The organism is Limimaricola cinnabarinus, from assembly GCF_002723615.1.
Taxonomy (GTDB): domain Bacteria; phylum Pseudomonadota; class Alphaproteobacteria; order Rhodobacterales; family Rhodobacteraceae; genus Limimaricola; species Limimaricola cinnabarinus_B.
Genome location: NZ_KZ304960.1, coordinates 93,587 through 114,585, shown reverse-complemented (window position 1 = coordinate 114,585; position 20,999 = coordinate 93,587). Strand labels below are relative to the sequence as shown.

General features: G+C 69.3%; 20 protein-coding genes, 1 tRNA gene and 1 riboswitch. Of the genes, 9 read left to right on the top strand and 12 right to left on the bottom strand.

Annotated features, from left to right (window positions below; translation table 11 throughout):
* Nucleotides 1–207: 207 nt before the first annotated feature.
* The 4 genes from msrQ to CJ301_RS11280 form a co-directional block, all read right to left on the bottom strand.
* Nucleotides 208–837 (bottom strand): protein-methionine-sulfoxide reductase heme-binding subunit MsrQ, encoded by a 630-nt coding sequence (gene msrQ, locus CJ301_RS11295; RefSeq protein ID WP_099277363.1) that lies wholly within the window; start codon nucleotides 835–837, stop codon nucleotides 208–210.
* Nucleotides 837–1,742: a protein-methionine-sulfoxide reductase catalytic subunit MsrP gene (gene msrP / locus CJ301_RS11290; protein WP_099277361.1), complete on the bottom strand. Its 906-nt coding sequence runs from the start codon at nucleotides 1,740–1,742 to the stop codon at nucleotides 837–839. Before msrP ends, msrQ begins: the two co-directional genes overlap by 1 nt.
* A gap of 150 nt (nucleotides 1,743–1,892) precedes the next feature.
* On the bottom strand, nucleotides 1,893–4,508 hold the full coding sequence (gene clpB, locus CJ301_RS11285) for an ATP-dependent chaperone ClpB (protein ID WP_099277359.1): 2,616 nt from the start codon (nucleotides 4,506–4,508) through the stop codon (nucleotides 1,893–1,895).
* Nucleotides 4,509–4,683: 175 nt separating this feature from the next.
* Nucleotides 4,684–5,046 (bottom strand): hypothetical protein, encoded by a 363-nt coding sequence (locus CJ301_RS11280; RefSeq protein WP_099277357.1) that lies wholly within the window; start codon nucleotides 5,044–5,046, stop codon nucleotides 4,684–4,686.
* A 167-nt stretch (nucleotides 5,047–5,213) separates the two neighbouring features.
* On the opposite strand from CJ301_RS11280, the gene pyrF reads away from it, so the two are divergent.
* Nucleotides 5,214–5,942 (top strand): orotidine-5'-phosphate decarboxylase, encoded by a 729-nt coding sequence (gene pyrF, locus CJ301_RS11275; protein WP_099277355.1) that lies wholly within the window; start codon nucleotides 5,214–5,216, stop codon nucleotides 5,940–5,942.
* Nucleotides 5,943–6,053: 111 nt separating this feature from the next.
* Nucleotides 6,054–6,266: an orotidine 5'-phosphate decarboxylase gene (locus CJ301_RS11270; RefSeq protein WP_099277353.1), complete on the top strand. Its 213-nt coding sequence runs from the start codon at nucleotides 6,054–6,056 to the stop codon at nucleotides 6,264–6,266.
* 71 nt (nucleotides 6,267–6,337) lie between these two features.
* Here the strand turns inward: CJ301_RS11270 and CJ301_RS11265 are convergent, their stop codons facing one another.
* Nucleotides 6,338–7,579 (bottom strand): D-amino acid dehydrogenase, encoded by a 1,242-nt coding sequence (locus tag CJ301_RS11265; RefSeq protein WP_099277351.1) that lies wholly within the window; start codon nucleotides 7,577–7,579, stop codon nucleotides 6,338–6,340.
* A 120-nt stretch (nucleotides 7,580–7,699) separates the two neighbouring features.
* Nucleotides 7,700–7,791, bottom strand: a riboswitch (glycine riboswitch).
* 187 nt (nucleotides 7,792–7,978) lie between these two features.
* Between CJ301_RS11265 and CJ301_RS11260 the strand changes: the two genes are divergently transcribed.
* Nucleotides 7,979–8,743 carry an HpcH/HpaI aldolase family protein gene (locus CJ301_RS11260; protein WP_099277350.1) on the top strand — a complete coding sequence of 255 codons (765 nt, stop codon included), beginning with the start codon at nucleotides 7,979–7,981 and terminating at the stop codon, nucleotides 8,741–8,743.
* Here the strand turns inward: CJ301_RS11260 and CJ301_RS11255 are convergent.
* Complete coding sequence (locus CJ301_RS11255) at nucleotides 8,740–9,177, bottom strand: NUDIX domain-containing protein (RefSeq protein ID WP_099277348.1); 438 nt, start codon at nucleotides 9,175–9,177, stop codon at nucleotides 8,740–8,742. The genes CJ301_RS11260 and CJ301_RS11255 overlap by 4 nt on opposite strands.
* On the opposite strand from CJ301_RS11255, the gene CJ301_RS11250 reads away from it, so the two are divergent.
* Nucleotides 9,176–10,429 carry a DNA polymerase IV gene (locus tag CJ301_RS11250; RefSeq protein ID WP_099277346.1) on the top strand — a complete coding sequence of 418 codons (1,254 nt, stop codon included), beginning with the start codon at nucleotides 9,176–9,178 and terminating at the stop codon, nucleotides 10,427–10,429. The two genes, CJ301_RS11255 and CJ301_RS11250, sit on opposite strands and share 2 nt — an antisense overlap.
* On the opposite strand, the gene CJ301_RS11245 is transcribed toward CJ301_RS11250, so the two are convergent.
* The 3 genes from CJ301_RS11245 to CJ301_RS11235 all read right to left on the bottom strand — a co-directional run bounded on the left by CJ301_RS11245 (nucleotide 10,426) and on the right by CJ301_RS11235 (nucleotide 14,097).
* On the bottom strand, nucleotides 10,426–11,310 hold the full coding sequence (locus CJ301_RS11245) for a lytic transglycosylase domain-containing protein (protein ID WP_099277379.1): 885 nt from the start codon (nucleotides 11,308–11,310) through the stop codon (nucleotides 10,426–10,428). The two genes, CJ301_RS11250 and CJ301_RS11245, sit on opposite strands and share 4 nt — an antisense overlap.
* 48 nt (nucleotides 11,311–11,358) lie before the next feature.
* Nucleotides 11,359–13,152, bottom strand: coding sequence for an SLC13 family permease (locus tag CJ301_RS11240; RefSeq protein WP_367869646.1), 1,794 nt, complete (start codon nucleotides 13,150–13,152; stop codon nucleotides 11,359–11,361).
* A gap of 81 nt (nucleotides 13,153–13,233) precedes the next feature.
* Nucleotides 13,234–14,097: an N-formylglutamate amidohydrolase gene (locus CJ301_RS11235; protein ID WP_099277377.1), complete on the bottom strand. Its 864-nt coding sequence runs from the start codon at nucleotides 14,095–14,097 to the stop codon at nucleotides 13,234–13,236.
* Nucleotides 14,098–14,242: 145 nt separating this feature from the next.
* On the opposite strand from CJ301_RS11235, the gene CJ301_RS11230 reads away from it, so the two are divergent.
* Nucleotides 14,243–14,317, top strand: a tRNA-Val gene (locus CJ301_RS11230).
* Between the two features lie 81 nt (nucleotides 14,318–14,398).
* The gene (gene ykgO / locus CJ301_RS11225) at nucleotides 14,399–14,524 is read left to right on the top strand and encodes a type B 50S ribosomal protein L36 (protein WP_008884645.1); all 126 of its coding nucleotides are present in this window, start codon (nucleotides 14,399–14,401) and stop codon (nucleotides 14,522–14,524) included.
* 130 nt (nucleotides 14,525–14,654) lie between these two features.
* On the opposite strand, the gene CJ301_RS11220 is transcribed toward ykgO, so the two are convergent.
* From CJ301_RS11220 to CJ301_RS11210, 3 genes are all read right to left on the bottom strand, one after another.
* A complete protein-coding gene (locus CJ301_RS11220; protein ID WP_099277341.1) occupies nucleotides 14,655–16,319 on the bottom strand; it encodes a peptidoglycan-binding domain-containing protein in 1,665 nt (554 codons plus the stop codon).
* A gap of 196 nt (nucleotides 16,320–16,515) precedes the next feature.
* Nucleotides 16,516–17,361, bottom strand: coding sequence for a DUF481 domain-containing protein (locus CJ301_RS11215; protein ID WP_099277339.1), 846 nt, complete (start codon nucleotides 17,359–17,361; stop codon nucleotides 16,516–16,518).
* A 259-nt stretch (nucleotides 17,362–17,620) separates the two neighbouring features.
* On the bottom strand, nucleotides 17,621–18,376 hold the full coding sequence (locus tag CJ301_RS11210) for an SDR family NAD(P)-dependent oxidoreductase (RefSeq protein ID WP_099277338.1): 756 nt from the start codon (nucleotides 18,374–18,376) through the stop codon (nucleotides 17,621–17,623).
* Between the two features lie 222 nt (nucleotides 18,377–18,598).
* On the opposite strand from CJ301_RS11210, the gene CJ301_RS11205 reads away from it, so the two are divergent.
* From CJ301_RS11205 to CJ301_RS11195, 3 genes are all read left to right on the top strand, one after another.
* The gene (locus CJ301_RS11205) at nucleotides 18,599–19,597 is read left to right on the top strand and encodes a glutathione S-transferase family protein (protein WP_099277337.1); all 999 of its coding nucleotides are present in this window, start codon (nucleotides 18,599–18,601) and stop codon (nucleotides 19,595–19,597) included.
* Nucleotides 19,598–19,664: 67 nt separating this feature from the next.
* The gene (locus CJ301_RS11200; RefSeq protein WP_099277375.1) at nucleotides 19,665–20,048 is read left to right on the top strand and encodes a DUF1636 family protein; all 384 of its coding nucleotides are present in this window, start codon (nucleotides 19,665–19,667) and stop codon (nucleotides 20,046–20,048) included.
* Nucleotides 20,045–20,980, top strand: a complete 936-nt coding sequence (locus CJ301_RS11195; RefSeq protein WP_099277336.1) for a threonine-phosphate decarboxylase — start codon at nucleotides 20,045–20,047, stop codon at nucleotides 20,978–20,980. The genes CJ301_RS11200 and CJ301_RS11195 overlap by 4 nt, the downstream gene beginning before the upstream one ends.
* Nucleotides 20,981–20,999 lie beyond the last annotated feature (19 nt).

Here is a 20,999-nt window from a genome sequence, read left to right as displayed (position 1 = left end):
GACGCTGCATCTCTGCGCCGCCGGTGAGGGGCTATTTAGGGAAAGCGTTTCGGGGCCGCAAGCGCTAAATCGACATTTTTCACATCGATCGCGGAACCGGCAGGAGATTGCGCTCGCGGGCCCTCCGGCGAGGTTTGTCGAGCTCGCCACTTCTCCTTGCCGCAATATCCGGAAACACACCCGGATGCCGGGCGTGGCGCGCCGCTCTCAGGCCTCCGCCCACCGCGCGGGCAGCAGCCGCTTCCAGCGAATCCGAGTCGCCAGAAGCCCGAGAATGAGGCCGAGATAGACCAGCGGCTCGATCTGGAACCCCTTGGCGAGCCAGATGTAATGCACCGCCCCGAGGATCGCGATGCCGTAGACCAGCTGGTGCAGGCGGCGCCAGTTGCGCCCGAGCCTGCGCACCGACCAGTTGTTCGAAGTCAGCGCCAGCGGAATCAGCCCGAGGAAGGCGATCATGCCGATGGTGACATAGGGGCGCTTGAGTATATCGGCCCAGACCCGGCCGAGGCTTTGGACGTCCAGCAGCGCCCAGACGGAGAAATGCGCCAGCACGAAGAAGAAGGTCAGAAGGCCGATGGCGCGGCGGAACTTCATCAGGTTGATCCGCGCGTATTTCATCAGCGGCGTCACCGCGAGCCCGGCCACCAGCAGCTTGAGCGCGACATCGCCATATTCGCGCTCAAGCGCGTTGATCGGCTCAACCCCCAGCCGCCCGGTGAGCGCCTGCCAGAACAGGAAGGCCATCCATGCCGCGCCGATCAGATAGAGCGTCCAGGCGGGGACATGGCGCAGCGCGCCGTTGATCCGCTGCGCCGTGGCGGTCGGGCGGGCCATCAGAACTGCGCCTCGAGATCCATGCCGTCATAGAGCGCGGCGACCTCGTCATAGCCGTTATACATCAGCGTGTCCTGCCGCGAGGAGAACAGCCCGCCGCCGATGCGCCGCTCGGTCGCCTGGCTCCAGCGCGGATGGTCCACGTTGGGGTTCACATTGGCAAAAAAGCCGTATTCGGACGGGGCGAGGTCGTTCCATGTCGTGGCGGGCTGCTGCTCGACGAGCGAGATGCGCGTGATCGACTTGATCGACTTGAAGCCGTATTTCCACGGCACCACCAGCCGGATCGGCGCGCCGTTCTGCTTGGGCATCGGCCGGTCATAGAGGCCGGTGGCCATGATGGTGAGCGGGTGCATCGCCTCGTCGAGCCTGAGCCCCTCGACATAGGGGAAATCGAGCACGCCGCGACGCAGGCCGGGCATGTTCTCGGGCTGCACCGCCGTCTCGAAGGCGACGTAGCGCGCCCCCGACTGCACGCCCGCGCGGTCGAGGATGTCCTTGAGCTCGATCCCCTGCCACGGCACCACCATCGACCAGGCCTCGACGCAGCGCAGCCGGTAGATGCGGTCCTCGACCGCGAGGCCGCCGATCAGCTCGGCGAGCGGATAGGTGCCCGGGTTGTCGACGAGGCCGTCGATGGTGACGGTCCAGTCCGCGATGTCGAGCGCCTCGGCGTTCTTGGCCGGGTCGGTCTTGCCGGTGCCGAACTCGTAGAAATTGTTGTAGGTGGTGATTTCCTCGAAGCTGTTGGGCTCCAGCGCCTCCTGCGCACCGGCCCGGCCCGCCAGACCGCCCACCCCCAGCGCCCCTGCCCCCATTCCGGCCATGATCTGGCGGCGGTTGAGGAACAATCCGCGCGGGGTCGCGTCGGCGCGGGTCAGGTCGTTCGTCCAGCGATGGGCCATCGGTGTCTCCTCTGCGTCTTCGAACAATCTAGGCACGTTGGCGGCAGACACCATGTTGCAGGCGTCACGATGCGTTGACGCGGTGTAACGTGAAAAGGCCCCGGCGGATCGCTCCGCCGGGGCCCTGCCCTGCCAAAAGGACGCCTTGCCTCAGTGCAGCACGGCGCCTTCGGGCTTGGGCCGGCCGGTATCCGAGACCCTGTCGCCGACGATCAGCCCCTCGGCCCCGGCGCTGACCTGCACCTCCTGACCGTCGCGAATGTCGCCCGCGAGGATCATCTCGGCGAGTTGGTCCTGCAGCGCCCGCTGGATCACCCGCTTGAGGGGCCGCGCGCCAAAGACCGGGTCGTAGCCCTCCTCGGCCAGCCACTTCTTGGCCGGCTCGTCGAGCGTGAGCGTGATGTTGCGCCCCGCCAGCCGTTTTTCGAGCCGGGCAAGCTGGATCTCGACAATGCCCGACATGTCCTCGCGGCCCAGCCGGTCGAAGATGATCGTCTCGTCGAGCCGGTTGAGGAATTCGGGCCGGAAATGGGCACGCACCGCGTCCATCACGTCGCGCTTGGCGCGGCCCGCATCCGCCCCGTCGGGCAGCTGGCTGAGCGCCTGCGCGCCCAGGTTCGAGGTCAGCACGATCAGCGTCTGCTTGAAATCGACGCGCCGCCCCTGCCCGTCGGTGAGCACCCCGTCATCGAGCACCTGCAAGAGCACGTTGAACACGTCCGGATGCGCCTTCTCGACCTCGTCGAACAGGATCACCTGATAGGGCCTGCGCCGCACCGCTTCGGTCAGCACGCCGCCCTCGTCATAGCCGACATAGCCCGGAGGCGCGCCGATCAGCCGGGCGACCGCGTGCTTTTCCATGAACTCCGACATGTCGATGCGCACCATCGCCTGATCGTCGTCGAAGAGATACTCGGCCACGGCCTTGGTCAGCTCGGTCTTGCCGACGCCGGTGGGCCCGAGGAACAGGAAGGAGCCCAAGGGCCGGTTCTCGTCGTTGAGCCCGGCGCGCGCCCGGCGCACGGCGTTGGCGACCGCGCGGACGGCGGTGTGCTGGCCGATCACGCGGCGGCCCAGCTCCTCTTCCATGCGCAGTAGCTTCTCGCGCTCGCCTTCGAGCATCTTCGAGGTCGGGATGCCGGTCCAGCGCTCCACCACCTCGGCGATCTGCTCGGGCCGCACCGCCTCTTCGACCATCAGCGGGTCATCCGAGTCCTCGGCCGCCTTCAGCTCGCGTTCGAGCTGCGGGATCACGCCGTAGGAGAGCTCGCCCGCCTTGGCGAGATTGCCCTCGCGCTTGGCGATATCAAGCTCGGCGCGGGCGCGGTCGAGCCGCTCCTTGAGCGTGCGCGAGCCTTCGAGACGGTCGCGCTCGGCCTGCCACTTCGCCGTCATCGCGTCGGATTTCTCGGTCAGCGCGCCGAGTTCCTCCTCGAGCCTGGCGAGCCGCTCCTTGGAGGCGTCGTCATCCTCGCGCCTGAGCGCCTCGGCCTCGATCTGCATCTGCAGGATCGAGCGATCCAGCGCGTCGAGCTCCTCGGGCTTGCTGTCGACCTCCATGCGCAGACGGCTCGCCGCCTCGTCGACGAGGTCGATCGCCTTGTCGGGCAGGAAGCGGTCGGTGATGTAGCGATGCGACAGCTGCGCCGCCGCCACGAGGGCGGAGTCCGAGATCCGCACGCCGTGATGCAGCTCGTATTTCTCGCGGATGCCGCGCAGGATCGAGATCGTGTCCTCCGGCGTCGGCTCCTCGACCATCAAGGGCTGGAATCGCCGGGCCAGCGCCGCGTCCTTCTCCACGTATTTGCGATACTCGTCGAGCGTGGTCGCGCCGACGCAGTGCAGCTCGCCGCGCGCCAGAGCGGGCTTGATCAGGTTGGCCGCATCCATCGCGCCGTCGGATTTGCCCGCGCCGACGAGGGTGTGCATCTCGTCGATGAACAGGATGATCTCGCCCGCCGCGGCCTCGATCTCCTTCAGGACCGCCTTCAGCCGCTCCTCGAACTCGCCGCGATACTTCGCACCGGCGATCAGCGCGCCCATGTCGAGCGACATCAGCCGCTTGTTGCGCAAGCTCTCGGGCACGTCGCCATCGACGATCCTGAGCGCCAGCCCCTCGGCGATCGCGGTCTTGCCGGTGCCCGGCTCGCCGATTAGCACCGGGTTGTTCTTGGTGCGGCGCGACAGCACCTGCATGGCGCGGCGGATTTCCTCGTCGCGGCCGATGATCGGGTCGATCCGGCCCTGCTCGGCGGCTTCGGTCAGGTCACGCGCGTATTTCTTCAGCGCGTCATAGCCTTCCTCGGCATTGGCGCTGTCGGCGGTGCGGCCCTTGCGCACGGCCTCGATCGCGGTGTTGAGCGATTGCGCGCTCACCTCGCCCGCGTCGAGCGCCTCCTTGGCCTTCGATTTCACCATGGTGAGCGCCATGAGAATCCGCTCGGCGGGCACGAAGCTGTCGCCGGCCTTCTTCGCGATCTTCTCGGCCTCGTCGAGCACCCGTCCCGTGGTCTGGTCGAGATAGGTCTGGCCTGCATCGCCCGACACCTTGGGCAGCTTGGCGACGGCGGCCTCCACCGCCTCGCGCACGCGCGCGGCATCCCCGCCCGAATTGGTGATGAGATTGGCGGCAAGCCCCTCTTCGTCGTCCATGAGCGCCTTCAACAGGTGCTCAGGCGCAAGGCGCTGGTGGCTTTCGCGCATTGCGATGGTCTGCGCGGCCTGAATGAAGCCGCGCGAGCGTTCGGTGAACTTTTCGAGGTTCATCTGTCTCTCCTTGGTCAAAGCGCCCGCTGGAAAGACGCCCGCTCTGGCGGCGCGTCCCGGTTCGGGCCTCCGGGAAAAGAGATGGGGGGCGGATCGGCGTTGCGCAAGTATCACAGCATGCAAAATGGCCGCCGGGCGCAGTGCCGGCGGCCATGTTATCAACGGCTTGCGCCGGTCATTCCGAGGGCGGCACCGGGTCGAGACCGCCATCATCATCGACATTGTCGAATTGCGGTTCGCCGAGTTCGTCGCTGTCGCTGTCGGCCACGCTCGGGCGGACATTGTCGTCGGGGGTCTGCGGCTCGGCGGCGTCGGTCAGCGCGTCGTCGATGATCGCGTCGTCGGGTTCGGCATCGCCGGTCTCGCCCATGATGTCGGGGCTCTGGCTCGGCACCTCGAGCGGCGCGGTTTCGAACTCCTCGGCCTCCTCGGCGCGGAACCAGCCGCCGATGACGAGAAAGATGACGAGCAGGACGAATCCCATCGGGATCATCACGTAGATCAGCGCGCGGCGCGAACTGCGGGGCTTGTGGGCCATGTCTGTCTCCTTGCACGGGGCAAGCGCCCCCTTTGCAGGCGCAACGCCGCCCCGCCGCCTGCGTTCCCGCGCCCGTGCCCGGTCCGCGTTCCCGGCCCCCATGCTTGACGCGCGCGCCCCCGCCGCGCCAAAAGCGCGCGACCCCTTTGCTGCCCGGAGAGCTCGCCATGACCGCCATTCCCGCCGATGACCGCCTGATCGTCGCCATCGACCGCCCCGACGCGCTGTCGGGGCTCGCGCTCGCCGATCAGCTCGGCGACGCGGTGTCGTTCTACAAGATCGGGCTGGGGATGCTCACCGGCGGCGGGCTGGCGCTGGCGCGCGAGCTGAAGGACGAGCGCGGCAAGCGGATCTTTCTCGACATGAAGCTCTTCGACATCGGCGCCACGGTCGAGGCGGCGGTGCGCGGGCTGGCGCAGTTCGACCTCGATTTCCTGACCGTGCATGGCGATCCGCATGTGGTGCGCGCCGCGCGCGAGGGCGCGGGCGGCAAGGAGACCAAGATCCTCGCGGTGACGATCCTCACCTCGCTCGACCGCGCCGATCTCGACGAAGGCATGATGCGCGCGGGTGATCTGGCGGAAATGGCGGTGGAGCGCGCCGCCCGCGCGTTCGAGGCCGGGGCCTGCGGCGTCATCGCCAGCCCGCAGGAGGCGGCGATGATCCGGGCGCTGCCGCAGGCGGAGGGCAAGCTGATCGTCACGCCGGGCGTGCGGCCCGCGGGTGCCGCGCTCGGAGACCAGAAGCGGGTGATGACGCCGGCGCAGGCGATCGCGGCGGGCGCAGATCACGTGGTGGTCGGCCGCCCGGTCTGGCAGGCGGAAAACCCCCGCGCCGCGGCACAGGCCATCACCCGAGAGATCGGGGCACCGCAGGCCGGCACCCACAAGGGCTAGGCCTCACGGCCCGCGAGAAGAATAGTTTTCGAGTCTTCGCCGCCACAGGGAACCGAAATCGCATCTTTGTGGTTGACGATCCAGAACAAGCGAGCAGCGGAGGCCACTCGAATGCAGACCATCAGACTCGGCGACGTGCGCTACAATGCCCAACTCGGGGCCTTCGAGGCCCGCGTGGACGTGGACCGCAACGGCACGACCTATCGCTATCCCTGCCAGGTTGCCGGGCCGATCGACATGGATGCCGGTCATGTCCGCGCCAGCCTCACCCGCCACGCGATGCGCATGTCCGACAGCGGCGCCTCCCTCTGGTCGCATCTCTGAGCCTTCCGCCAGCCACGACATGAAAAGGCCCGCCATCCGGCGGGCCTTTCATCGCTCAGACCTTTGCGGGGTCAGGCCGCCTGCACCAGCGCCGCGCTAAAATCGCGGCGCACCGGCCCTGCGCCCACGGTCTCGCCCAGCGCCTCGGCGGTCGCGGCCGAAAGGGTCCAGCCCAGATGGCCGTGGCCGGTGTTGTAGAACACGCCCGGCGCGCGGCCCGGACCGACCTTGGGCATCATGTTGGGCAGCATCGGCCGCAGACCGGCCCAGGGCACGCAATGCTCGGTCGAGATGCCCGGAAACAGCCGCTCGACCCAGTCGACCAGCGGCTTCACCCGGTCGGCGCGGATGTCACGGTTGTAGCCGTTGAACTCGGCGGTGCCGGCGACGCGGAACCGGTCCTCGCCCAGCCGCGAGGTCACGATCTTGGCGTTGTCGTCGAGCAGCGAGACATGGGGTGCCGCCGCCCGGCTCTGCGCGTCACGCAGGTTCACGGTGATCGAGTAGCCCTTCACGGGATAGATGTTGACCCGGTCGCCCAGCTTGGCGGCGATCTCGCGCGAGCCGACGCCGGCGCAGACCACCACCCCGTCGAAGCGGTGCGCCTCGTCGGTGGTGACGATGACGCCGCCATCCTTCGCCGCGACATCGGTGACCGCGTGGCCCATGCGGAAGCGCACGCCCTGCCCTTCCAGCCATTCGGCCATGCCGAAGGTGAACTTGTGGATGTCGCCGGTGGAATCGCTCCGGGTGACGAAGCCGCCGGTCAGCGGGCCGGTCAGCTGCGGCACGAGGGCGCGGACCTCCTCGGGCGACAGCTCGTCGCGCGTGAGCCCGCCCTGCGCCAGCAGCTTGTTGACCCGACGGCCATCGGCGAAGTCCTTTTCGGTCTGGTAGAAATGCACGATCGAGGCGGGCGAGAAGTCGAAATCGACCCCCGCCGTCTCGGCCATCTCCTTGAGACCCGCGCGCGCGGCGATCGCCATCTTGGTCGTGGCGATGGTGTTGGCCTCGTAATTGCGGATCTGCCCGAGGAACTCGGCCATCCAGCTCAGCTTGTGCCAGCTCGGCTTGGGGTTCACCGAAAGCGGCGCATCGGGCTTGAGGAGCCACTTCGTGCCCTTGAGAACGGTGGCCCAGCGGTTCCAGACTTCGGCGTTCGAGGCCGAGAGCTGCCCGCCATTGGCAAAGCTCGTCTCCATCGCCGCATAGCGCTGGCGGTCGAAGACGGTGACCTCGTGGCCCCGCTTCAGCAGGGAATAGGCGGTGGTGATGCCGGTGATCCCGGCTCCGAGAACGGCGTAATGCGGCATGATGCCTGCTCCAACGCGCCCCCTCCGTCCCTGGTGCCTGAGAGCTTCGCCGCGCGGAGGCCTCCTGCCTTGCGCGACTTTCCCCTTCGGCGGGCCTCGCGGCCTCTCTCCGGAATATATGCGGCCCGGCCGGTCCTTTTGCCTGAGAGATCGCAGGGCGCGCGACTGCTCCTTCGGCGGCGGACCGTCCCGCTCTCTCCCGGCAGGACCGTTTCCTATACGAAACATACGGCATGCCGTTGTGTTCCGCCAGTGGAGACCGCACGGGTTTCGGCAGGTTCGGCAGAAATACGTGACATTTCCACCCCCATGCTTGCAACCGCCCGGAATCGCGCCGATCCTTCGCCGCATCGCGGCCCCGGCGGATCGGCAAAGCGCCGCGCAGCGAGGGAGTGCGACATGGAAAACCCGAAGAACCGCTTCAAGGCGGCCCTGCGCGAAGGCCGCCAGCAGATCGGGCTGTGGAACATGATCAGCGGGCCCTTGGTGCCCGAGGCGCTTTCGGGGCTGGGCTATGACTGGGTGGTGATCGATACCGAGCATTCGCCCACCGACATCTCCGACGTGCTGCCCGCGCTGCAATCCATGGCCGCCGAGCCCGGCACCTCCGCCGTGGTGCGCCCCGCCTGGAACGATCCCGTCCTGATCAAGCGCCTGCTGGATTTCGGCGCACAGACACTGCTCATCCCTTATGTCCAATCGGCCGAGGAGGCGCGCGCCGCCGTCGCCGCCACACGCTACCCGCCCGTCGGCATGCGCGGCGTCGCCGGGCTGCACCGGGCGACGCGCTATGGCCGGATCGGCGATTACATGGCCCGCGCGCATGAGGAGACCTGCGTGCTGGTGCAGGTGGAGACCAGGGCCGCGCTCGACCGGCTCGAGGAGATCGCCCAGGTCGAGGGCATCGACGGCGTGTTCATCGGCCCCGCCGATCTCGCCGCGAGCCTCGGTCATCCGGGGCGGCAGGACCACCCCGAGGTGGTCGAGGCGATCATGGGCGCGATCGACCGGCTCGGCGCGATCGGCGTGCCCGCGGGCATCCTGACGCTCGACGCGGAGTTCGCCCGCGCCTGCATGGCGCGCGGCACCCGCTTCACCGCCGTCGGCATCGACGCCTCGCTCCTGCTCGACGGGGCGCGCGATCTGCTGACGCGGTTTCGCTAGAGCGCCTGCCAGAGCCCGAGCCGCGCCTGCAGCGCCGGGATCGCGTCGGGCGCGGCCAGAAACGCCTCGGGCGTCATCAGGGCCCAGCCCTGCCCCTCATCGCCGAAGCGGATCTCGGCTTCGGCCCCCGCCCCCATGCGCAGCACGAAGAACCAGACGAGGCCGGGCCGGGTGGCGCCGTCGAAGCTTTGCCGCCACAGCATCTCGGCCCGGCCCATCTCCAGCCCGACCTCCTCGCGCATCTCGCGCGCCAGCGTCTGTTCCGGCGTCTCGCGCTCCTCGCGCCCACCGCCGGGGAAATCCAGAGCGCCGGGATGGGGGATGCCGGGCCGATCGTCGCGCCGGATCACGAGCAGGCGAGGCCCGATGAACAGCGCCGCTTTCGCGCCGTCGAAGCTTTCCCTGCCCTCGCCGGCGCTGTAAGATACCGTCATGCCAGCCCTTTGCCGCGCCTGTTGTCATGTCTTCGAGGCCGGCAGACGTTGCCCGGCCTGCCGGTCGCCGCGCGTCACATCCCACCCCGAACTGCTGACCCTGTCCATCGCCCACATGGATTGCGACGCCTTCTTCGCCAGCGTCGAAAAGCGCGACAATCCCGAGCTGGTGGACAAGCCGGTCATCGTCGGCGGCGGGCGGCGCGGTGTCGTCTCCACCGCCTGCTACCTCGCGCGCATCCGCGGCGTGAAATCGGCCATGCCGATGTTCCAGGCGCTCCGGCTGTGCCCCGACGCGGTGGTGGTGAAGCCCAGATTCGAAGCCTACACCGAGGCCAGCCGCGCGATCCGCGCGATGATGGAGGAGATGACCCCGGCGGTCGAACCGCTCTCGCTCGACGAGGCATTCATGGACCTCACCGGCACAGAGCGGCTGCACGGCGCGCCCCCCGCCGTGATGCTGGCGCGGCTGACGCGACGGATGCAGGACACGCTGGGCCTCACCGGCTCGATCGGGCTGTCGCACAACAAGTTCCTCGCCAAGATGGCGAGCGATTTCGACAAGCCGCGCGGTTTTTCGGTGATAGGCAAGGCTGAGACCATCGACCTCCTGCGCCCCAAGCCGATCGGGCTGATCTGGGGCGTCGGGCCGCAGGCGCAGGCCGCGCTCGACGCGGTGGGCATCAGGACCTTCGAGGACGTGCTGCGCTGGGAGCTGTCGGATCTCGTCCGCCGCTTCGGTGGCTTGGGCGAACGCATCTGGCATCTCGCGCGCGGCGAGGATCGCAGGCGGGTGACGGCGCATGAGCCGGTCAAGGGCATCTCCAACGAGACCACCTTCGAGGCCGACACGAAGGATCCCGAGATCCTCGACGGTCATATCTGGCGCATGGCCGAAAAGGTCTCATCGCGCGCCAAGGCGAAGGACCTCGTCGGTCGGGTCGTGACACTCAAGCTCAAGCGCGCCGATCACACGCTGCTGTCGCGGCGGCTCTCGCTGCGCAGCCCCACCCAGACCGCCGACACGCTCTATCGCACCGCGCGCGGATTGTTCGACGCGCGCGGCGAGAGCGGCGCCTACCGGCTTCTGGGGGTCGGGCTGTCGGATCTGTCGGACGCCGCCACCGCGCCCGGCGAGGCCGACCTGCTCGATCCGGGCCGCGCCGCGCGCGAGCGGGCCGAGCGGGCGGCGGATGCGATCCGCGCGAGGTTCGGCGCGGCGGCGATTCTCAAGGGCCGGGCGCTGCGCTAGTTCTTCAGCACCATGCAGGCCGCACCCTGCGCGCGCAGCCGGGCGCAAAGCGCCTCGGCATCGGCGCGGCTGTCGCGCCCGATCTGGGCGACATGGCGCTGCCCCGGCCGGCCCGGCAGGCGAGACCGGGTAAAGGCCACCTCTTCGCCGCCGATCACCCCGCCCGCCTGCCGCCGAATCTGCGCCAACCGCTTTTCCACCGCGCCGCGCGCCGGGGCGGAGGCGAGAATCACCCCCCATGGCAGGATCGGCACCGTCACCCGGAACTGCGCGATGCTGCGCCCCTCGGCCTGCTCCATGCAGGCCTCTCGAAACGGCCGACCGGGCGCGAGCGCGAGGTCCAGCTTCTCGGGCGGGGCGTCGCGCCATTCCAGCGCCGCGTGGCCGGTGATCGCCTGCACATAGGCCTCCGTCTCGCCGGGCAGCCAGTCATTGCCCGCGAGAAACTTCTCGGCCCGCGCCTCGCCCGCATTATAGGCCACGGCGGCTAGCCCGAGCGAGCCGAAGCGCTCGGCCAGCTCGGCGAGATAGGCCGCCGAGGCCGCCATCGCCTGCGCCGGGTCGAACGGGTCGGCCAGCCCGCGCAGCTTGGCGGTGCCGGGCATGAACTGCGCGATGCCCAGCGCGCCTGCCGGGCTCACCGCGCCCGCGTCGAACAGGCTCTCGCGCCACAAGAGCCGCGCGAAGAACCCGACATCGAGCGCGTTGCGCCGGGCCAGCGTCTCGATCGCGGCGCAGACATCGGGGATGTAGCTGTCGAGCGCGATGCAGGGCCCATCCGGCACGCAGCGCTTGTCCTGCGCCGCTTGCGCCGCCTGCGCGGCGGCGGGGGATGACAGGAGCCCGAAGACGAGCGAAAGGCAAAGCAGCAGGCGGATCATGCGCCCAGTGTGGTCGATGCCGCGCAAAGAGCAAATCAACTTCGTCCCTCAGCCTTGGGTCAGCGGAAAGATCAGCGGGATCACCAGCACCGCCGCGATGCCGACGATGATGTTCATCGGCAGGCCGATCCTGAGGAAATCGACGAAGCGGTAATCGCCCGCGCCGTAGACCAGCGTGTTGGTCTGGTAGCCCACCGGCGTGGCGAAGCTCGCCGAGGCGCCCATCATCACCGTCACCACCAGCGCGCGCGGATCGATTCCCGTCTGCTGACCCAGCCCCACCGCGATCGGCGTCACCACCACCGCTACCGCGTTGTTGGTCACCGTCTCGGTCAGAAGCGAAGTCAGCGCATAGAGCGCGGCCAGAAGCGCGATGGGCGGCAGCCCTTCGAGCCAGGGCGCCAGCGTGTCGACGATGAGCGCCACCGTGCCGGTCTCCTCCAGCCCGATGCCGACCACCAGCATGGCCAGGATCAGCACCACGATGCCCGCGTCGATCGAGCCCCAGGCCTCGTCATTGTCGATGCAGCGGCACAGCAGGATCGCCGCCACCGCCCCCAGCGCCAGAAGCGAGATCGGCGCCAGCTCGAAGGCGGCGAGCCCGACGACGGCGCAGAGCGCCAGGAGCGCCAGCGGCGCGCGGCGGCGGCGATAGGCGCGGCCCGAGGGCCGGGTGACCGAGACCAGCTCGCCCCCCTGCGCGAGGCGGTCGAACCCTTGGGCCGTGCCTTCGAGCAGCAGCTTGTCGGCGGGCCTGAGCCGGGCCGAGCCGAGATCCGGCCCCGGCACATGCCCCTGCCGATGCGCGCCCAGCACCCGCAGCCCGTAGCGATAGCCCACCGAGAGCTGCGAGACGGTGTCGCGCGGGCTGCCATGGGTGGGGGTCACCATCGCCTCGGCGACGACGAGATCCTCATCGCCGCCGCGCAGCCCCGCGCCGCGCTGCAGACCGACGCCCACCCCCGGCAGCGCCCGCAGGGTCAGGATCTCGGATGTGGTGGCCAGCGCGACGAAGACATCGCCCGCGGCGCAGACATGTTCATCGAGGTTCGAACGGCGCAGCCGCGCGCCCTCGCGCCGGGCGGTGATCCTGATGCCGGGGCGCGACAGGTCGGCCACCTCGCCCAGCGGCTTGCCGAGGCCGGGATGCCCCTCGAGCAGGCGGATCTCGGTCAGGAAGGTGGTCTCGGACATCCCGGCATCGCCGCGGGCGCGCCGGTCGGGCAGCAGCCAAGGGCCCAGCAGCGCCAGCGCCACCCCGCCCACCAGCGCGAGGGCCAGCCCCACCGGCGCGATCTCGAAGATCGAGAAGGGCGCCAGCCCGTGCTGCGCCGCGACACCGGCCACGAGGATGTTGGTCGAGCTGCCGATCAGCGTCAGCGTGCCGCCCAGCACCGCGGCATAGGAAAGCGGGATCAGCAGCCGGGTCTCGGCCAGACCGAGGCTGCGCGCGAGGCGGATGATGACCGGGATCAGGATCAGCACGACGGGGGTGTTGTTGACGATCCCCGAGGCCAGCAGCGCCGCGCCGAGAAACACCACCACCGCGACGACGGGGCGCGTCTCGGCCCGGGCGATGACCAGTGCGGCGAGCGCATCGAGCAGGCCGGTGCGCACCAGCGCGCCCGAGATCACGAACATCGCCGCGATGGTGATCGGCGCGGGGTTGGAAAACACCTCGAGCACCCGCTCGGGCGGTGTCAGCCCGAAAAGCACGAACAGCGCCGCGGCCCCGGTGGCGGTCACATCCGGCGGGTGGCGTTCGAGCACGAAGGCCACGAACAGCAGGGCAAGGCCTGCAAGCGCCACCAGCGGCTGCAACTCGGCGGGTATGAGGGGCAAGACCGATCCTCCGGCATTCCCGGACGGTCCGCGCGGACCATTCCGGCTCAACCGGCGCGGCCCCATGCGGGTTCCGCGCTGCTACTCCGCGGCGAGCTGCCCGGCCTCGGGCCGACCGAGCGCCGCGATCCGCGCGATCACCTCGCCCAGCTGCGCGCGAAACGCATCGAACCCCGCATGCGGCGCGATCCGCGCCTCGTCCATGTAAAGCGAGCGGTCGATCTCGACCTGCACCGCGTGCTGGCGGCGCGAGGGCCGGCCATAGGCCTGGGTGACATAGGCCCCGGCAAAGGGCGTGTTGCGCGCCACCCGCAGGCCGGCGGAGGTAAAGGCCGCCTCGATCCCGGCCATGATCCGCGGCGAGGCGGCGGCGCCGAACCTGTCGCCCAGAACGACATGCGGCCGCCGGCGCCCCGGCCCGCCCGCAAGCTCGATCGCCTCATGCGGCATGGAATGGCAATCGACGAGCACCGATTCTCCGAATCGCGCATGGCTTTCGGCCAGCAGCGCCTGCAACGCCGCGTGATAGGGCATCCAGCAGCTTTCGATCCGCTGCCGGGCTTCGTCGAGGCCGATCTTGCCGTCATAGATCGCCCGTCCGCCCGCGACGACGCGGGGAATCACCCCCAGCCCGCTGGCCACGCGCGGATTGTGGCCGCGCCGCGCCACCCCTTCGATCAGGGCCGGGTCGAGCTCGTCCGCGGCGCGGTTGAGATCGACCCAGGCGCGCGGTGCGCGCGCGGCCAGCAGGGGCGCGCCATGCGCGGGGGCCTTGTCGAACAGCCGGTCGACAAAGGCATCCTCGGACGACCTGATCTGCCGGGCGTCGAGGCCGCTGCGCGCTAGCAGGGAGTGGGGATAGTCCCGGCCCGAATGCGGTGAGGCGAAGACGATGCAGCTGGTGTGCATGGCCGGGCGGGTGAGATCGAAGGCGGCCATGCGCATGAACTCCAAAGGGGCTCCGACGGAAACTCTAGCTTGGAAACTTCTTGCACCGAAACCCCTTGAACCCCCCGACCGTTCCCCGTATAGCACCGCTCACCCGGCGCCGAACGGTGGCTCGCAAGAGACGCAGGACGGCGGCAGGCAAGGGCGGTTAGCTCAGCGGTAGAGCACTTCGTTGACATCGAAGGGGTCACAAGTTCGAACCTTGTACCGCCCACCACGAATTTCACCGGCCCCCTTCTCGGGGGTCGAATTTTGCAACCACGGCGCAATCGCCGCGCCGCGACAAGGAGAGCACCCCATGAAGGTTGCCAACTCGCTTCGTTCGCTCAAGCAGCGCCACCGCGATTGCCGCGTCGTGCGCCGCAAGGGCCGCGTCTACGTCATCAACAAGACGCAGCGCCGCTTCAAGGCCCGCCAGGGCTGAAGCCGGCATCCCGCCTCGGGGCGGGACGAGGGATCGAGGGCCGTCTCCGCAAGGAGGCGGCCCTTTCCTTTTGCCGCCCCTTCCCCGGGGCGATGCCATTGCCCGCCACAGCACCGGGCGATGGCGCGGCTCACTGTTCCACGATCTCTTCGACCGAATCGGCCAGCAGCCGCACCACCGTCGCCTCGTCGAGATAGCCCGAGGCCTCGAGATCGCGCTCGCGCTGGTAGCGGCGAATCGCGCGGCGCGTGGCCTCGTCGAAACTGCCGTCGACCTCGCCTGGCTCCAGCCCCTGCGCGTCGAGCCGCTGCTCGACCAGCCGCGCGGTCAGCCCGTTGAGCCCCAGCTCGCGTTCGGCCGCCTCGGCGGCGGCCCGCGCGTCGCTTTGCGCCACCTCCTCGCTCAGCGCCGCGATTCGCGCTTCGGCCTCCGCCTCGAAGCTGGCCTCGGGAAAGGCGCTGAGGTAATCGCGGTAGGCCTCAATGCTGTCGGTCTCGCGCGCCCGGTCCCAGGCGGCCTTGTCCTCGGCCGCGGCCGCACGGCGCTTTTCCTCCTCGATCAGCGTCAGCCGGTCGGCGGCGGTCTCGGCGAAGAGCCCGTCGGGGTAGCGGTCGAGATAGGCGCGCAGCCCCGGCTCGTCGCCGCGCTGGCCGGTCTCGGCCCAGAAGGCGCGATCGGCGCGGGCCGCCTCTTCGCGCTGCCGTTCGGCCTCGGCCTCGATCTCGGCCGAGCGGCGCGCGGCCTGCGCGTCGATGCGGCCGATCTGCTCGGGCGTGAGATAGGAGGTCTGCGCAAAGCCGTTCTGCTGCTGCCAGTTGGTGATGGCATTGCGGGTGCCGGGGCCGAAGATGCCGTCGATGCCGCGGGTGTTGAAATCGAGCAGGCTCAGATTGCGCTGCAGGTCGCGGCGCTGCTCGCGGTTCAGCCCGATCGCCTCTTCGGCCAGCCGGGCGTTGCGGTCGGGCTCGGCGATGATCGCGGCAATGGCGCTTTCGGCCTCACCGGCATGCGCCCCTTCGGGGTAGCGCGACAGGTAATCGCGGTAGGCCGCGATGCTGCCGAGCGCCAGCGTCCCCTGCCACAGCGCCTCTTCCGCCGCCGGATCGGCGCGCGGGCCGGGGGCCGGGGCGGGGGTTTCGGGGCGTTCGGGCATGAAGATGCGCTCCTGCGGCAGGTAGCCGCGCGCCTCCAGATCCTCCGCCGCGCGGATCGCGGCCGACAGATCGCCGCGCGGCTCGGCCAGTGGTCCGCTCATGAAGCGCGCGACCGCGCGCGGGCTGCCGGTCAGAACGGTGACGCCCTGCGGGATCTCCAGCGTGCCCAGCCCCTCGCCGACCCACGGATCGTAGCGATCCGACCCGCCGGGATCGACCCCGAGCAGCAGCAGCGCCTGGCCGGGCGCCTCGGCCAGCGCCCGCAAGACCCCCTCGATCGGCAGCGCCGCCGCCCCCGGCGTCAGCAGCCCCGGCCCGCTCGCCTCGGCGGTCAAAAACCAGCTGCGCGCTCCGTCCGTGGCGAAGCGGCCCGACAGCGCCACCACGAGACGCTCGCTCTCGGGCGCCCGCTCGAGCCAGTCGCGCGCGGTCTGCGCGGTGCTGTCGGCCCGGCCATTGGGCAGGGAGGAGACCGAAAAGCCCAAGGCGCGCAGCGGCTCTTCGGCCTGCAGGATCTCGGTGCCCCGCGGCAGCCGCCCCAGCGTCTCGTAGCGCTCGTTCCCCAAAAGCAGCGCCGCGTCCTGCGCCATGGCCGCGCCGGCCCATAGCAGGATGGCGGTGCTCGTCAGAAGCTGGCGCATGACTGTCTCCCGTGATGTCCCTCGCGCCAGACTGGCGCGACCCGATCTCATCTTCAAATAGCAACTGCGCGATGCGCCCCTGCCCCGGCGGCAAGCCGGACCTCGAGGTCCGCGCCGGGCCGGCAGGGTGCCGGATACGAAAAAGGGAGGCGGGTTTCCCCGCCTCCCTTCCCGGAATGCAACCGATCGAGGGAGATCAGTTGAAGGAGTAGACGACCGACACGCCGAGGGTGTTGTCGGTGTCGTCGAAGCCGGGCTCCGGATCGGTGCGGTACTCGGTGAACAGGTTGGTGCGCAGGGCCAGCGCATCGCTCATCGAGACGGTCACGCCGAAGTCGTTGGTGACGTAGGTGTCGCGGTCCGAGGCGAGGACGTCGGTGTCGTTCGTGATGAACATGTCCGGGTTGATGCGGTTGTAGTAGTTCGAGGCCACGAGCACGGCGGCTTCGTCGATCTCTTCGCCGCTGTCGGCTTCGAGGTAACGGTAGCCCGGGCCCGCCTGCACGGTCCACTGGACGTCGGGCGTGTCGAACACGCGGTAGCCGACACCCACGCCGACGAAGGCATCGGTCTCGAAGCTGTCGAACTCGTCATAGGCCAGCACGGCGGTCGCGTAGCCGTAGAAGGTGTCCGAGAAGTCGCGGGTGTAGTCGTAGCCGGCGAGCAGGTTGTTGGTCAGCTCGTCGCCATCTTCCTCGGCGTAGGAATAGCTCAGGCGCACCTCGTGGCCGTTGACGCCGTCGAAGAAGCCGAAGCGGGCGCCGAGGCCGATCGTGGCGACATCGGTGTTGCCGTCGGTGGCGGTGCCGCGCGCGGAGACCGAGCCGGTGAAGCCGAGTTCGCGGCCTTCGTTGCCGAAGGTCGGGTCTTCGATTTCGAAATCGTCTTCGATGTCCTCGTCGAGATCTTCGAGGTTGTCGTCGAGCCGGTCTTCGTTGCCGAAGACGCGGGCTTCGGCGGCGTCGAAGGTCTGAGCGAACGAAGCGGTGCCGACGAGGCCGAGGATGGTCGTTGCCATCAGCAGTTTGTAGGTGGCGTTCATTTCCAATGTCCTTTTCGATTCCGGGGCCGATCACCGACCGAGCCCGTTGCGGGTTCCATGCTTGTCGAACGCGGCCTCTGCGCTTCGGGTCCCGCGGTTCCAGCAAAGCTGGAAAGCGCGGCATTTGTGCAACAGAATGCGCGGCGCGCCCGTCTTTGAAGGGGATATGAAGTCCGGTGGGGGAACGTCAAACGAAATTGACGTAGGGGAATCCAATGTCTCAAAAACGCCACATTCATGTGTCAATCAGAACACAGTTCTAGTTGCGACCTTCCCTCCCGGTCCTTGCGAAAAGCCTGTAATAGGCCCAATCGGGCAGGAACTGCGCCGCGCGCAGCGGCAGCGAGGCGCCATAGGGGAAATTGATCTTGAAGCGGTCGGAACTCATGTGCTCGAAGGCTTCGCGCGCCGCGCGGGCGGGCTCCATCGCGAAGGGCGCATCCGTCTGCGACCGCGCACCCAGCCTCGTCCTGATCGTACCCGGATTGAGCAGCTGCACCTCGACGCCGGTGCCGCGCAGATCGTGGTGCAGCGCCTCGGCCAGGTGCATCACCGCCGCCTTCGAGGCGCCATGGCCGATCGAGCCGGGCACGGCGCGAAAGCCGGTCAGCGCGCCGGTGAGCACGACATGCCCCGCTCCGCGCTCCAGAAAGCCGGGCAGCACCGCGCCGATCACCCGCGTCGCACCGAGATAGTTGATCTGCATCATCTCCTCGATCCGCTCCTGGTCCCAGCCCTGCGCCCGCATTGGCCAGCGTGTCCCGGCGAGGCAGATCACCCCGTCGATCGCGCCGATGCCGCCCGCCGCCTCGCGGACCGCGGCCGGATCGGTGACATCCATCGGCAGTGCCGTCGCCCGGCCCGGCAGCGCCTCGGCCAGCGTGTCGAGGCGCGGGCCCGTGCGCGCGCTGAGCACCAGCTCGGCACCGACCTTGCTCAGACAGAAGGCCAGTTCGCGGCCCAGCCCCTCGCTCGCGCCCACCAGCCAATACCGCTTGCCCTGCCAATCCCGCATGCCCCGCTCCTTTCATATCCTGTCGTCGCGCCTGGCTTCGCTGCGCCGCCGAAGCCTCGTGCAAGACATAGGCGCGCCGCCGTCGCGCGCCAGTCGGCGGCGCAGCGCGGCCTTTCCGGTTCCGCGCGCGCATCGCACAGGGCCTGTTCGCCGCCGGGCCTGTGACGGCATGCGGCGGCGCCCTAGATCGAGAGCCGAACGCAACGGCCACGGGAGCAGATCATGGGACGACTTCAGGACGGCGAATGGCAGGACGTGTGGTACGACACCAAGTCCACGGGCGGAAAATTCGAACGCTCGACCACGGCCTTTCGCAACTGGATCACCCCCGACGGGGCGCCCGGCCCCTCCGGCGAGGGCGGCTTCGCGGCAGAGTCCGGCCGCTATCACCTCTATGTCTCCTATGCCTGCCCCTGGGCGCATCGCGCGCTGATCTTCCGCGCGCTGAAGGGGCTCGAGGAGCATATCGGCGTCAGCGTCGTGCATCCCGAGATGCTGGGCGAGGGCTGGGAGTTCCGCACCGATTTCGATGGCGCGACGGGCGATCGCCTGTTCGACCTGCCCTTCCTGCGCGACATCTATACCAAGGCCGATCCGCAAATCTCGGGCCGCGTCACCGTGCCGGTGCTGTGGGACAAGGCGCGCGGCACCATCGTCTCGAACGAGAGCGCCGAGATCATCCGCATGCTCAACTCGGCCTTTGACGGCATCACCGGCAATCATGACGACTACTGGCCCGAGGCGCTGCGCGACGACATCGAGGAGGTCAACGAGCGGGTCTATCACAGCGTCAACAACGGCGTGTACAAGGCGGGCTTCGCCACCACGCAAGGGGCCTATGACGAGGCGGTGAGCGAGCTGTTCGACAGTCTCGACTGGCTCGAATCGCGGCTCGCCGAGCAGCGCTACCTCGCGGGCGACCGCGTGACCGAGGCCGACTGGCGGCTCTTCACCACGCTGATCCGCTTCGACATGGTCTATCACGGCCACTTCAAGTGCAACCGCGCCAAGCTCATCGAATACCCCAATCTCTGGGGCTACACGCGCGAGCTCTACCAATGGCCGGGCGTGGCGCCGACCGTGCATTTCGACCATATCACCCATCACTACCACTACAGCCACGACACGATTAACCCGCATCGCATCGTGCCGATCGGCCCGGATCTCGACCTCATGGCGCCGCATGGACGCGATCATCTCGCCACGCGCGGGGCCGGCTGAGCGCAGCGGCGGCGCGACCGGTCCGCTCCCGCTTGTGGCGGGGGCGGTTTTCGGTTTGAAGCAAGCCATGAGCACGCAAAGCCCCACCACCTGGATCACCATCTGCGACACCTGCAAGCGCGAGGGCTGGGTCGCGGCCTCGGGCGAAACCGATGGCGAGCGCCTCGCCGCGCTGGTCGAGGCGGCGGCGCGTGACATGCCGGTGCGCACGAGGCGCGTTTCCTGCCTGATGGGCTGCCAGCAGGGCTGCAACGTCGCGGTGCAGGCGGCGGGCAAGCTGAACTACACGCTGGGCCGGTTCGAGGTGTCCGAAGAAGCCGCGCAAGGCATCGTCGACTGGGCGGTGCTGCATGGCGAAAGCGCGAGCGGACAGGTGCCCTACCGGACATGGCCCGCCGCCGTGAAGGGGCATTTCGTGACCCGCCACCCGCCGCTGCCCGACGCCGAATGAGCGGGGAGCGGGATCACGGCGGCGGGCTCGACGCCGCCATCGCGCGCCATGGCGGCACGCGCGAGGGCTGGCTCGATCTTTCGACCGGCATCAACCCCGTCCCCTACCCGGTGGGCACCCTGCCCTTCGACGCCTGGACCGCGCTGCCCGACCGGGCCGCGCAGGACCGGCTGATCACCGCCGCGCGCCGCTTCTGGCGCGTGCCCGAGGGTGCGGCGATCCTCGCCGCCCCCGGCGCCTCGGCGCTGATCGCGCGTCTGCCCCGCCTCGCCCCCACCGGTGCGGTGCGCATTCCGGGGCCGACCTATAACGAGCACGAGGCCGCCTTTGCCGCCGCGGGCTGGAAGATCTCCACCCGCTCGGCCAAGGCGCAGGTGGCGGTGCACCCCAACAACCCCGATGGCCGGATCTGGCAGGCCTCCGAGATCACCGCCGGTTTCGCGGTGATCGACGAGAGCTTCTGCGACATCCGCCCCGACGCCTCGCTCATCGCCCTCGCAGGCCGCCCCGGCACGGTGGTGCTCAAGAGCTTCGGCAAGTTCTGGGGCCTCGCCGGTCTGCGGCTGGGCTTCGCCATCGCAGAGCCCGCGCTGATCGAGGCGTTGGCCGAAAGCCTCGGGCCATGGCCGGTTTCCGGCCCGGCGCTCGCCATCGGCGCGCGGGCGCTGGAGGATCAGGGCTGGGCGCGAAGCACGCGCGAGCGGCTGCGGGCGGATGCCGCGCGGCTCGACGCGCTGGTGACGGCCAAAGGAGCCACCGTCGCGGGCGGCACCGACCTGTTCCGCCTTTACGAGGTGGACGACGCCCCCGCCTGGCAGGAGCGGCTGGCACGGGGCCATGTCTGGAGCCGCATCTTCCCGTGGTCGGCCACGCATCTGCGGCTCGGCCTGCCCGCGCCCGACCGCTGGGGGCAGATCGAGGCGGCGCTGTGAGCCTGTGGCTCGCCATCGC

Bases quoted from the DNA above. Each gene is read 5' to 3' on its own strand.
- CJ301_RS11220 (WP_099277341.1), bottom strand. From the start codon at position 16,319: ATGCGCCAGCTTCTGACGAGCACCGCCATCCTGCTATGGGCCGGCGCG.
- CJ301_RS11215 (WP_099277339.1), bottom strand. From the start codon at position 17,361: ATGAACGCCACCTACAAACTGCTGATGGCAACGACCATCCTCGGCCTC.
- CJ301_RS11210 (WP_099277338.1), bottom strand. From the start codon at position 18,376: ATGCGGGATTGGCAGGGCAAGCGGTATTGGCTGGTGGGCGCGAGCGAG.
- CJ301_RS11250 (WP_099277346.1), top strand. From the start codon at position 9,176: ATGCCAGCCCTTTGCCGCGCCTGTTGTCATGTCTTCGAGGCCGGCAGA.
- CJ301_RS11270 (WP_099277353.1), top strand. From the start codon at position 6,054: ATGCAGACCATCAGACTCGGCGACGTGCGCTACAATGCCCAACTCGGG.
- ykgO (WP_008884645.1), top strand. From the start codon at position 14,399: ATGAAGGTTGCCAACTCGCTTCGTTCGCTCAAGCAGCGCCACCGCGAT.
- CJ301_RS11280 (WP_099277357.1), bottom strand. From the start codon at position 5,046: ATGGCCCACAAGCCCCGCAGTTCGCGCCGCGCGCTGATCTACGTGATG.
- CJ301_RS11195 (WP_099277336.1), top strand. From the start codon at position 20,045: ATGAGCGGGGAGCGGGATCACGGCGGCGGGCTCGACGCCGCCATCGCG.
- clpB (WP_099277359.1), bottom strand. From the start codon at position 4,508: ATGAACCTCGAAAAGTTCACCGAACGCTCGCGCGGCTTCATTCAGGCC.
- CJ301_RS11260 (WP_099277350.1), top strand. From the start codon at position 7,979: ATGGAAAACCCGAAGAACCGCTTCAAGGCGGCCCTGCGCGAAGGCCGC.
- msrP (WP_099277361.1), bottom strand. From the start codon at position 1,742: ATGGCCCATCGCTGGACGAACGACCTGACCCGCGCCGACGCGACCCCG.
- pyrF (WP_099277355.1), top strand. From the start codon at position 5,214: ATGACCGCCATTCCCGCCGATGACCGCCTGATCGTCGCCATCGACCGC.
- CJ301_RS11200 (WP_099277375.1), top strand. From the start codon at position 19,665: ATGAGCACGCAAAGCCCCACCACCTGGATCACCATCTGCGACACCTGC.
- CJ301_RS11265 (WP_099277351.1), bottom strand. From the start codon at position 7,579: ATGCCGCATTACGCCGTTCTCGGAGCCGGGATCACCGGCATCACCACC.
- CJ301_RS11235 (WP_099277377.1), bottom strand. From the start codon at position 14,097: ATGCGCATGGCCGCCTTCGATCTCACCCGCCCGGCCATGCACACCAGC.
- CJ301_RS11205 (WP_099277337.1), top strand. From the start codon at position 18,599: ATGGGACGACTTCAGGACGGCGAATGGCAGGACGTGTGGTACGACACC.
- msrQ (WP_099277363.1), bottom strand. From the start codon at position 837: ATGGCCCGCCCGACCGCCACGGCGCAGCGGATCAACGGCGCGCTGCGC.
- CJ301_RS11255 (WP_099277348.1), bottom strand. From the start codon at position 9,177: ATGACGGTATCTTACAGCGCCGGCGAGGGCAGGGAAAGCTTCGACGGC.
- CJ301_RS11245 (WP_099277379.1), bottom strand. From the start codon at position 11,310: ATGATCCGCCTGCTGCTTTGCCTTTCGCTCGTCTTCGGGCTCCTGTCA.